11 protein-coding genes are annotated in these 9,407 nt (G+C 41.7%); 1 reads left to right on the top strand and 10 read right to left on the bottom strand.

What is annotated here, in order from left to right; genetic code table 11:
* Positions 1–97: 97 nt before the first annotated feature.
* The 10 genes from rplA to HT730_RS07365 form a co-directional block, all read right to left on the bottom strand.
* A complete protein-coding gene (gene rplA, locus HT730_RS07410) occupies positions 98–787 on the bottom strand; it encodes a 50S ribosomal protein L1 (RefSeq protein ID WP_001085675.1) in 690 nt (229 codons plus the stop codon).
* 206 nt (positions 788–993) lie between these two features.
* Positions 994–1,419, bottom strand: a complete 426-nt coding sequence (gene rplK, locus HT730_RS07405) for a 50S ribosomal protein L11 (RefSeq protein ID WP_001085807.1) — start codon at positions 1,417–1,419, stop codon at positions 994–996.
* Between the two features lie 122 nt (positions 1,420–1,541).
* Positions 1,542–2,258, bottom strand: coding sequence for an LD-carboxypeptidase LdcB/DacB (gene ldcB, locus HT730_RS07400; RefSeq protein ID WP_173307221.1), 717 nt, complete (start codon positions 2,256–2,258; stop codon positions 1,542–1,544).
* A gap of 2 nt (positions 2,259–2,260) precedes the next feature.
* Entirely contained in the window at positions 2,261–2,731 is a 471-nt protein-coding gene (locus tag HT730_RS07395; RefSeq protein ID WP_173253517.1) for an HIT family protein, read from the bottom strand.
* Between the two features lies 1 nt (position 2,732).
* Positions 2,733–3,770 (bottom strand): M42 family metallopeptidase, encoded by a 1,038-nt coding sequence (locus tag HT730_RS07390; RefSeq protein ID WP_173307220.1) that lies wholly within the window; start codon positions 3,768–3,770, stop codon positions 2,733–2,735.
* Positions 3,771–3,978: 208 nt separating this feature from the next.
* Positions 3,979–5,304: a branched-chain amino acid transport system II carrier protein gene (gene brnQ, locus HT730_RS07385; RefSeq protein WP_173307219.1), complete on the bottom strand. Its 1,326-nt coding sequence runs from the start codon at positions 5,302–5,304 to the stop codon at positions 3,979–3,981.
* Positions 5,305–5,475: 171 nt separating this feature from the next.
* Complete coding sequence (locus tag HT730_RS07380) at positions 5,476–5,763, bottom strand: rhodanese-like domain-containing protein (protein WP_173307218.1); 288 nt, start codon at positions 5,761–5,763, stop codon at positions 5,476–5,478.
* Positions 5,760–6,350 (bottom strand): uracil-DNA glycosylase family protein, encoded by a 591-nt coding sequence (locus HT730_RS07375; protein WP_173307217.1) that lies wholly within the window; start codon positions 6,348–6,350, stop codon positions 5,760–5,762. Before HT730_RS07375 ends, HT730_RS07380 begins: the two co-directional genes overlap by 4 nt.
* A gap of 53 nt (positions 6,351–6,403) precedes the next feature.
* On the bottom strand, positions 6,404–7,804 hold the full coding sequence (gene pepV, locus HT730_RS07370) for a dipeptidase PepV (RefSeq protein WP_173307216.1): 1,401 nt from the start codon (positions 7,802–7,804) through the stop codon (positions 6,404–6,406).
* Between the two features lie 12 nt (positions 7,805–7,816).
* Positions 7,817–8,422 carry a nitroreductase family protein gene (locus HT730_RS07365; protein ID WP_000670166.1) on the bottom strand — a complete coding sequence of 202 codons (606 nt, stop codon included), beginning with the start codon at positions 8,420–8,422 and terminating at the stop codon, positions 7,817–7,819.
* A gap of 170 nt (positions 8,423–8,592) precedes the next feature.
* On the opposite strand from HT730_RS07365, the gene HT730_RS07360 reads away from it, so the two are divergent.
* Positions 8,593–9,393 (top strand): amino acid ABC transporter substrate-binding protein, encoded by an 801-nt coding sequence (locus HT730_RS07360; RefSeq protein WP_054436152.1) that lies wholly within the window; start codon positions 8,593–8,595, stop codon positions 9,391–9,393.
* Positions 9,394–9,407 lie beyond the last annotated feature (14 nt).

Here is a 9,407-nt window from a genome sequence, read left to right as displayed (position 1 = left end):
GATTTTCATTGAGTATTACCTTACAAGAAGATATTTTGAAATCAAAAAAAGTTGAGACATAGCGTCTTCAACTTTTTTACATTACTTTAACTACTGATTAAAGTGAGTTTACGTCAACTTTGATACCAACACCCTGAGTAGTTGTGATAGTCAAGTTTGTTACGTAAGTTCCTTTAGCTGTAGCTGGTTTTGCTTTTTGGATTGTTTCGTTGAAAGCTTTGAAGTTTTCAACCAATTTTTCAGCTTCAAATGATACTTTACCGATAATTGCTTGAACGTTACCTGCACGGTCAGCACGGTAAGTAATTTTACCACCTTTAGACTCTTCAACTGCTTTAGCAACATCCATAGTTACAGTACCAGTTTTAGGGTTTGGCATCAAGTTACGTGGTCCAAGGACACGTCCAAGACGTCCAACAAGAGCCATCATGTCAGGTGTAGCGATAACTACGTCGAAGTCCAACCAACCATCGTTGATTTTAGCAACAAGGTCATCTTCACCAACAAAGTCTGCACCAGCAGCTTTTGCTTCTTCAGCTTTTGCACCACGTGCGAAAACAAGAACGCGTGAAGTTTTACCAGTACCGTTTGGCAATACCATTGCTCCACGGATTTGTTGGTCAGCTTTTTTAACGTCGATGTTCAAGTTGTAAGCAACTTCTACAGTTGCGTCAAATTTTGCAAAGTTAGTTTCTTTTGCAAGTGCTACAGCTTCTTCTACGCTGTATGCTTTTGTGCTGTCGATTTTCTCAAGAGCAGCACGAAGTTGTTTGCTTTTTTTAGCCATTTTCTATTCTCCTTGTAAGTGGTTCAATCGATTTTCATCTCCCACGTCACTTCTCGAAATGATGAAGTCTTGCGGGTTATCAGTCTATTAGATTCTTTTCCTACGGCCTTAAGTTTCCTTGCTGTACCCAAGTACAAGCATCAGTCACTTGCCTAGTATGAAAAGCAACTAATAGACTGCTGTGAGATTTTCTACTGTGTTATTGATTAGTCAACAACAGTGAATCCCATAGAACGAGCAGTACCTTCGATCATACGCATTGCAGACTCTACGTTTGCTGCGTTCAAATCTGGCATCTTAGTTTCTGCAATTTCTTGTACTTGCGCACGAGTAACTGTAGCAACTTTAGTTTTGTTAGGTGTACCTGATCCTTTTTCAACACCTGCAGCTTTTTTCAAAAGAACAGCAGCTGGTGGTGTTTTAGTGATGAAAGTAAATGATTTATCTTCGTAAACTGAGATAACAACTGGAATGATCATGCCAGCTTGGTCAGCTGTACGAGCGTTGAACTCTTTTGTGAATCCCATGATGTTGATACCAGCTTGACCAAGAGCAGGTCCAACCGGTGGAGCTGGTGTAGCTTTACCAGCAGGGATTTGCAATTTTACAAGTTTTTCGACTTTTTTAGCCATTTTTAAATCCTCCTTTGTGGTTTTGGCGGTAATTAGAGATTTTTACCTCCCACAAGTATGTTTTTCACATACCCATCTATTATACACTATTTATCTGAAATTGCAAGAGAAAAGTTTATTTTTTAATCGACGTAATCTCCGCCTTCAAAGCCATAGTATTCTTCCAAACTAAGACCACTCTCAGCAATTTCTTTAGCTTCTTTTCCTACATAACGCAAGTGCCATTCCTCAGCCATATAGCCTGTTTCCTTTTCCTTGCCTTTGAGATAACGGACAACAAAGCCATAATCAGCTGCATGCTCCAAAAGCCATTGGGCTGCTTTTTCTTCTGTTACCAAATCACCATCAGTCCCAATCACATCAAAGGCCAAGCCTGTCTGGTGTTCGCTATAACCAGGTCGAGCAGAATAACGGTCAGCTGCTGCTTTCCCATCTTGATTAACATAATCTTGGTAGAGCTTGGTCTGAGTTTCATAACTTCTAAAACCACTATAATGATCACTAATGGGGAAACCTGCCTCTTGCATAGCTTTGATGAGTTTGACCAACTCTGCCTTGGCTGTTGGATTTTCCCCTGGATTGTAGTCTTTAGACAATGGATAGTGTTTGTTGGCTACGATGATTTCATCGTATTTCCCTTGAATGCTGTAATAGTCTCCTTTGTTAACCACTTCTGCTTTTTTCTGGGCAGCTCCTTGAGACTTACTTCCAACTGTTCCATCAGCTTTAGCAGTTTGTTCTGTTTTAGCTGCTCCATCTTCATTTTTTGCTTTTTCTTGTGAACAAGCTGCTAGACTCAAGGCTAGCAAGGCTGTCAAGATAAGGTATCTTTTTTTCATTTCTACTCCTTTATTTCTAATAGGTTATCTACTTCTGACGATAAACATTCGACTAATCTTTTAATCTCATCCGTTTTTACTTGGTATGTTTCTGCTGTCATTTCTTCAAAGGGAACCCACCAGACTGGACCACGACCTTTAAGACCGTGGCCATTCATATCACCTGTCCGTCGTGGAAACAGATGCCAATGAAGATGGGCATCGCCATTTCCTAGCAGTTCGATATTCATTTTCTCAGCAGCAAATGCCTTGGCAACTGCCTCTTGGACTAGACTCATTTCTTCGAGAAAACGGAGTCTTGTTTCCTTTTTCAAATGGTGCAATTCGGTGACATGTTCCTTGGCTAGAAAGAGACTATAGCCTGCAAAATACTGGTGGTCTCCAACCACAAGATAGCCTGTTTCCAACTCTTTGACAAAGTAGGGATTTTCTCCCTTCTTGATGAGGTCAATTCTCTGACAAATTAGGCACATATTAGTCTACCAATGCGCTCTTGAGATAGGCATCGACCATACGCTCAGTCGCCACTACTGAGTCAATATGGGTACGCTCATAAGAATGGCTAGACTCGATACCAGCACCTAGAAGAGCATGTTTAACCTCTGCCCCTGCAGACATGGCTGCTGAAGCATCCGAACCATAAAATGGATAGATATCCAACTTAAATGGAATATCTTGCTCTTTCGCCAATCCAACCAAGTGTTGGCGGAAATCATAGTGATAAGGACCTGATGCATCCTTGACACAAATAGACACTGTATATTCGTCTGTTTGCTGGTCGTCACCCATAGCTCCCATATCCACAGCCAGATATTCTACTACCTGAGCAGGGATATTAGAGTTAGCACCGTGCCCCACTTCTTCAAAAACTGAAAAAGCAAAATGGGTTGTTACGGGCAATTCAATCTTCTCTTCCTCATAAACACGAAGCAGATTAAGCAAAATCGCTGCGCTGACCTTGTCATCCAAATGACGAGACTTGATAAAACCTGTCTCTGTCACGACAGTTCGTGGGTCAAAGCTGATAAAATCACCGACCTCAATCCCCAAGGCACGAGTTTCTTTTTCATTGGTCACTTTTGCATCCAAACGCACTTCCATATTGTCCTGAGTGCGTTCTGCAGTTCCTGCATCCTTGTAGACATGGCAAGAAGTTTGGTGGATGAGGATGGTTCCTGATACTTTTTCACCTGTGCTAGACACATGAACGGTACAGTTTTCTCCTTCAATCATGTTCCAAGGAAAACCACCGATACGATCCATTTTGAGACGGCCGTCTGGTTTGACAGCACGGACAATAGCCCCCAGCGTATCTACATGGGCAGTCACATAGCGTTGTTGCTCATCATTTTGACCTTTGATAGTCACATTGACACCGCCCTTGGCTGTACGAACTGGCTGGTAACCAAAAGCTTCTAGTGTCTTGACTAAATAGTCCGAAATCTCCCGAGTGAAGCCCGTTGGCGACGCAATGGCTGTCAGTTCTTTGATATATTCTACTGTTTGATTCATTTCTTCACCTCTTTTGCTACCTATTATAACACATTTATCATCGGATAAAAAAAGAAAATCACTCCTGTAGACTTGGCTACAAAAGTGATTTTATACTCAATGAAANNTGTTTTGAGGTTGTAGATGGAACTGACGTAGTCAGTATCCTACACATACGACAAGGCGACGTTGACGCGGTTTGAATTTGATTTTCGAAGAGTATTAGTGATTATTCCATTTCAAAAACATCACTTTCTTGCTTGTTTGGTAGAATCAATGAGAGCAAGATTCCGACAACGGCTGGTACCAACCATGGGAGAGATGCCTTGGCAAAAGGAAGAGCATTGACAAGACTTGCAAGAAACTCAACTTTAAATGAGCTTCCTAGTACGCTTGCAATAGCAATAGCTGTAACCACAGCAATTGTCAACTGCATACCTGGTTTTGAAAGAGCTACAAATTTGTTGACAATGACAATCATAACGATGGCAATCGTGATTGGGTACAAGATAACCAGTACTGGAATGGAGTACTTGATAATCGCATCAAGACCCAAATTAGCAATGGCAAATCCAATCAAGGTAAAGGCTGTCGCATAAACCTTATAGCTGATTTGTGGGAAGCGTTCATTAAAGAACTCAGCTGTTGACACAATCAAACCAACTGTTGTTGTGAAGCAGGTTACAGTAACCATAGCTGCAAGGAAGAGTTGAGCTGTTGAACCAAAGATTTCTTGAGTAGCTTGTGACAAGATGTAAACACCTGGTGTTCCACCCTTCATCGCTTCAGCTGGTACTGGAAAATGATTTCCAAGGAAACCTAAACCGATGTAAAGAGCGCTGAAAGCAAGGGCAACAACGATACCAACCACCCAAATAGTCGAAATGTATTCTTTCTTACTTGAGAAGCCAAGTTGTTTCAAGGTTTGAACTGCGATTACGCTAAAGGCAACTGAAGCAAGGGCGTCCAAGGTATTGTAACCTTCTAGGAAACCTGTACCAAAGGCAGAATCTTGATAAGCAGCTGAAGCAGCTTGAGGACTTGTTCCACCGTATTTGAAAGCTCCCAGAACAACCAAGATAACAATCAAAATCGCAAAGACTGGTGTTAAAATACGGCCGATACGGTCTAAGATTTTTGATGGATTAAGCGAAATCAAATAGGCTGCCGCAAAATACAGAACCGTAAATACAATCAAGCCAAGTCCTTTATTTGCATCCGACAAAAGGGGGCTAATCCCTACTTCGTAAGCTGTTGTAGCTGTACGTGGGATGGCAAAGAATGGACCGATTGACAAGTAAAGAACTGAGAGGTAAAGAGTCGCAAACCAAGGCGCTATCTTTGTTGAAATCTCGTAAATATATCCTTTAGGATTTAGCGTTCCAATAATAAGAGTCAAGACGGCGATACCGACACCTGAAAAGACAAAACCTGCGATGGCAGGAAGAAAATGTTCTCCAGATAGAGCACCTAGAGAAGGCGGAAAAATCAAGTTCCCCGCACCAAAAAATATTCCAAACAGAAGCAAACCTGTTAGGGCACCTTTTTTAGCCATGAAAATCTCCTTTATATTTATAAAATACTGACCTAGTATATCATGAATAGGAGTATGAAAAAAGCTTCACGAAGTAACTATTGAATGTTTTCAAGATTCTCAAAAATGAGAATTATCTAAAAATAAAGCTCTCCTACCCAGTCCACACCAAGCAGGAGAAAATTCTTACGTTTAGAGTTCTTCAAAGGCAGTCATGCCACCTTGGACATTGATGACATTATAACCTTGTTCTGATAGGAATTGACAAGCACGCGCCGATCTCATTCCAGATTTACAAATAACATAATGTAACTGGTCCTTGTCCAATTGATCATAAGTATCAGCTAATTGACTCAAAGGAAGATTCTGAGCACCTTCTAAATGAAGAGCTTCAAACTCATCCACTTCTCGCACGTCTACTAGAGAAAGTTGGTCATTCTGGTAAAGCTGGTAAAATGCGTCAAAGGAAATTTCTTTCATTCTTTTTCTCCTAAAATAGTTTTAATTCTTTTTTTCAAATCTGGCACCACTTCTGACTCAAACCAAGGATTTTTGGCCATCCAGATTTGATTTCGCGGTGAGGGGTGAACTAGTGGAAAATAGGCTGGCAGATAGTTCTGGTAATGTTTTACCCGTTCTGTTACCTTGCCACTGATTTTCTCCTTTAAATAGTAGGCCTGGGCATATTGCCCAATCAAGAGAGTTAACTGAATATCTGGTAATTCTTGCAAGAGCTGTGGATGCCATTTTTCTGCAAAGCCAGTTCTCGGTGGCAGATCACCTGACTTGCCATGCCCTGGAAAGTAGAAATCCATAGGCAAAACAGCAAAATATCCTGAATTGTAAAAGGTATCTTCATCCACACCTAGCCAGTCCCGCAAGCGGTCACCACTCTTGTCCTTCCAATAAAGGCCTGCCTCTTGGGTTTTAAAACCAGGCGCTTGACCGATGATATTGATGCGAGCAGTCTTTGGCGCTGCAAAGAGAGGCTCAATGCCACGCTCTGTATAACTGGCATTCTGTGGATCTGACATAATAGCCTGCTTGATTCTTTCAATTTGAGACATCTACTTTCCCTCCAAAAAGAAGTCTAAGCATACAATCTCAGACTTCTATCGTTTTATTTGATCAATTCGTAAATAGCTTCGGCATAGATTGCTGCTGCTCGGAAGAGATCATCCAAGGCGATAAATTCATTGGCTTGGTGCATGGTGTCAATTGAGTCTGGGAACATGGCACCGTAGGCAACTCCGCGTTCGAGCAAACGACCAAAGGTTCCACCACCGATAACTTGCTCGTGACCTTTAAGTCCAGTTTGTTTTTCATAAACATTCAACAAGGTTTGCACAAGTGGATCTTCCATTGGCACATAGTGAGGCGTATGACCGTGCTCAGAAAGGCTAACAGAAGCAACTGGCAAGTTTTCAAGGATTAACTTGATTTGCTCTGGACTTGTTCCTTTTGGATAGCGGATGTTGAGGGCAATGGTATTATCAGCGCTTGTTTCGTCAAAGCGGAAGACACCGGCATTCATAGAAAGGGCACCCATCTTTTCATCCACATGAGCAATCTTGAGATTTTCACCCTCATGATCGTTCAAGAGAATCTTACCAGCGATGTCAAGGTAGTCTTTGGCTGGACCAGCAAAGTCAAACTGGCTGAGGAAGAGGGCTAGGTAAGTCGCACCATTGACACCTGAAGCTGGCATAGCACCGTGGGCTGATTTACCAATGATGGTCACCTTGTATTGACCGTTTTCTTCTTGGAGTTCTCCTCTAAGTTTGTGTTCTGCAACAAAGGCATCTAGTTTCGCTTGCAAGTCAGCCAAATCACCTGAAACGACAGCTGTTGCTGATTCTGGTACCATGTTTTCACGCAAACCACCTGCAAAGCTGTGAAGACGGGCTACCCCTGTATTTTCACCTGCAAAGTGGAGGTATTCAGTGATGTTACCTTTTTCACCATTGATGATAGGGAATTCAGCATCTGGAGAGAAACCGAAGTCTGGTTTTGCAAGTCCTACATGCTCAAAGTAGTAGTCCATGTCTGCCCAGCCTGATTCTTCGTCTGTTCCAACGATGAAGCGAACTTTCTTAGAAGTTGGAAGACCCAATTCTTTGATGATTTTCAAACCATAGTAACAAGCTGTTGTAGGCCCCTTGTCATCCGAAGCACCACGCGCATAAAGGCGACCATCTTTGATAGTTGGTGTGTAAGGGTCTGTGTCCCAACCACTACCAGCTGGAACCACATCCATGTGGGCAAAGATACCGAGAACTTCTTCTCCATCACCAAACTCAAAATGTCCTGCATAGTTGTCAACATTTTTAGTTGGGTAGCCATCACGATCTGCTATTTCAAGGAATTTTTCCAAGGCTTTTACTGGACCAGGTCCAAATGGATGCTCAGCATCAACCTTGCTATCATCACGTTCTGAGTTGATTTCCAAAAGGCTAAACAAGTCAGCCAAGAGGCCTTCTTTGCGTTTTTCTACTTCTGCTGTAAAATCAATTACTGTCATATTATCTTCCTTCTATCTTTTCTCGATGATTTCATCTACTGGCAAGCGGTAGCTTGGTTCCAATTTCTCGTCTGTGTAGCCCACTGTAATCAAGAGTTCTGGACGGAAACGGTCTTCAATTTCCAAAACTTCGTTGACTTTTGATTTATCAAAACCAAGAATCAGATTTGATCCGATTCCTTGGTCTGTAAGAGCCAGAACCAAGTTCATAGCAACCAAACCTGCATTGAGGGCTAGGTAGTCGCTGACCTGTTGTTCATTGTAACGTGCAAATTCAGCAGGCAAATTTTTCATGAAGTATTGTAGTTGTTCTTCTGAGAAATTGTTAGCACCACCAACTCGGGCAATTTTACGGGCACGTTTGGCAAGGTCCGTATCTGTAAAGAGGGCAATGGTTACAGGTGCTGATGATACCTGTTCAAAGTTTGAACCGTAAGCCAATTTTGCTAGTTCGGCATTTTTCTCACGCACCACTACAAATTTCCAAGGCTGGCTGTTGTGGGCACTTGGTGCCAAGGTTGCAATTTCGATAGCCGTACGTACATCTTTTGGATCAACTGGCTTATCAGTGAAATGCTTAGTCGCATGACGTTTTTTATTTAATTCAAGAAATTTCATAACCGATTTCCTTTTCTAATTCTACTGCTTCCATTCTACCATATTTTGAAAGAGCTTGCAGATATTTTCCATGATTAAGTTTTTTTATCACAGCCATAAAAGATATATATTGGTGCATCAAGACAGTTTCTGATAAACTAGCAAGTACTTTACATTTGAATGGAGACATTATGAAAAAATTTAGCCTTTTACTAGCTATCCTACCATTTTTGGTTGCCTGTGGGAATCAAGCCACACCCAAAGCAACCAACTCTCAAAAGACAATCGTCGTTGCTACAGCTGGTGATGTGCCACCATTTGACTACGAAGACAAGGGCAATCTGACCGGCTTTGATATTGAAGTTCTAAAAGCAGTAGATGAAAAACTCAGCGACTACGAGATTCAATTCCAAAGAACTGCTTGGGAGAGCATCTTCCCAGGGCTTGATTCTGGTCACTATCAAGCAGCAGCCAATAACTTGAGTTATACAAAAGAGCGTGCTGAAAAATACCTCTATTCACTTCCCATTTCAAACAACCCCCTCGTCCTTGTCAGCAACAAGAAAAGTCCTTTGACTTCACTTGATCAAATTGCTGGTAAAACAACGCAAGAGGATACCGGAACTTCAAACGCTCAATTCATCAATAACTGGAATCAGAAACACACTGACAATCCCGCTACTATCGATTTTTCTGGTGAGGATATTGGTAAACGAATCCTAGACCTCTCTAACGATGAATTTGATTTCCTAGTCTTTGACAAGGTATCAGTTCAAAAGATTATCAAGGATCGTAGCTTAGACCTTTCTGTGGTTGACTTGCCTTCTGCTGATAGCCCCAGTAACTATATTATTTTCTCGAGCGACCAAAAAGAGTTTAAAGAGAAATTTGATAAAGCGCTCAAAGAACTCTATCAAGACGGAACCCTTGAAAAACTCAGCAATACCTATCTAGGTGGTTCTTATCTCCCAGATCAATCTCAGTTACAATAATACTCTTCGAAAAT

The sequence above is a fragment of the Streptococcus sp. k-628 genome (genome assembly GCF_013277475.1).
In the GTDB taxonomy this organism is placed as follows: Bacteria; Bacillota; Bacilli; order Lactobacillales; family Streptococcaceae; genus Streptococcus.
The sequence above is the reverse complement of the archived record's forward strand: the minus strand, read 5'-3'. Positions and strand labels throughout refer to the sequence as shown.

What these genes read in the sequence shown, in the direction of transcription:
- ldcB (WP_173307221.1), bottom strand. Translation starts at nt 2,258, where the DNA reads ATGAAAAAAAGATACCTTATCTTGACAGCCTTGCTAGCCTTGAGTCTA.
- brnQ (WP_173307219.1), bottom strand. Translation starts at nt 5,304, where the DNA reads ATGGCTAAAAAAGGTGCCCTAACAGGTTTGCTTCTGTTTGGAATATTT.
- HT730_RS07365 (WP_000670166.1), bottom strand. Translation starts at nt 8,422, where the DNA reads ATGAAATTTCTTGAATTAAATAAAAAACGTCATGCGACTAAGCATTTC.
- rplK (WP_001085807.1), bottom strand. Translation starts at nt 1,419, where the DNA reads ATGGCTAAAAAAGTCGAAAAACTTGTAAAATTGCAAATCCCTGCTGGT.
- HT730_RS07380 (WP_173307218.1), bottom strand. Translation starts at nt 5,763, where the DNA reads ATGAAAGAAATTTCCTTTGACGCATTTTACCAGCTTTACCAGAATGAC.
- HT730_RS07375 (WP_173307217.1), bottom strand. Translation starts at nt 6,350, where the DNA reads ATGTCTCAAATTGAAAGAATCAAGCAGGCTATTATGTCAGATCCACAG.
- pepV (WP_173307216.1), bottom strand. Translation starts at nt 7,804, where the DNA reads ATGACAGTAATTGATTTTACAGCAGAAGTAGAAAAACGCAAAGAAGGC.
- rplA (WP_001085675.1), bottom strand. Translation starts at nt 787, where the DNA reads ATGGCTAAAAAAAGCAAACAACTTCGTGCTGCTCTTGAGAAAATCGAC.
- HT730_RS07390 (WP_173307220.1), bottom strand. Translation starts at nt 3,770, where the DNA reads ATGAATCAAACAGTAGAATATATCAAAGAACTGACAGCCATTGCGTCG.
- HT730_RS07360 (WP_054436152.1), top strand. Translation starts at nt 8,593, where the DNA reads ATGAAAAAATTTAGCCTTTTACTAGCTATCCTACCATTTTTGGTTGCC.
- HT730_RS07395 (WP_173253517.1), bottom strand. Translation starts at nt 2,731, where the DNA reads ATGTGCCTAATTTGTCAGAGAATTGACCTCATCAAGAAGGGAGAAAAT.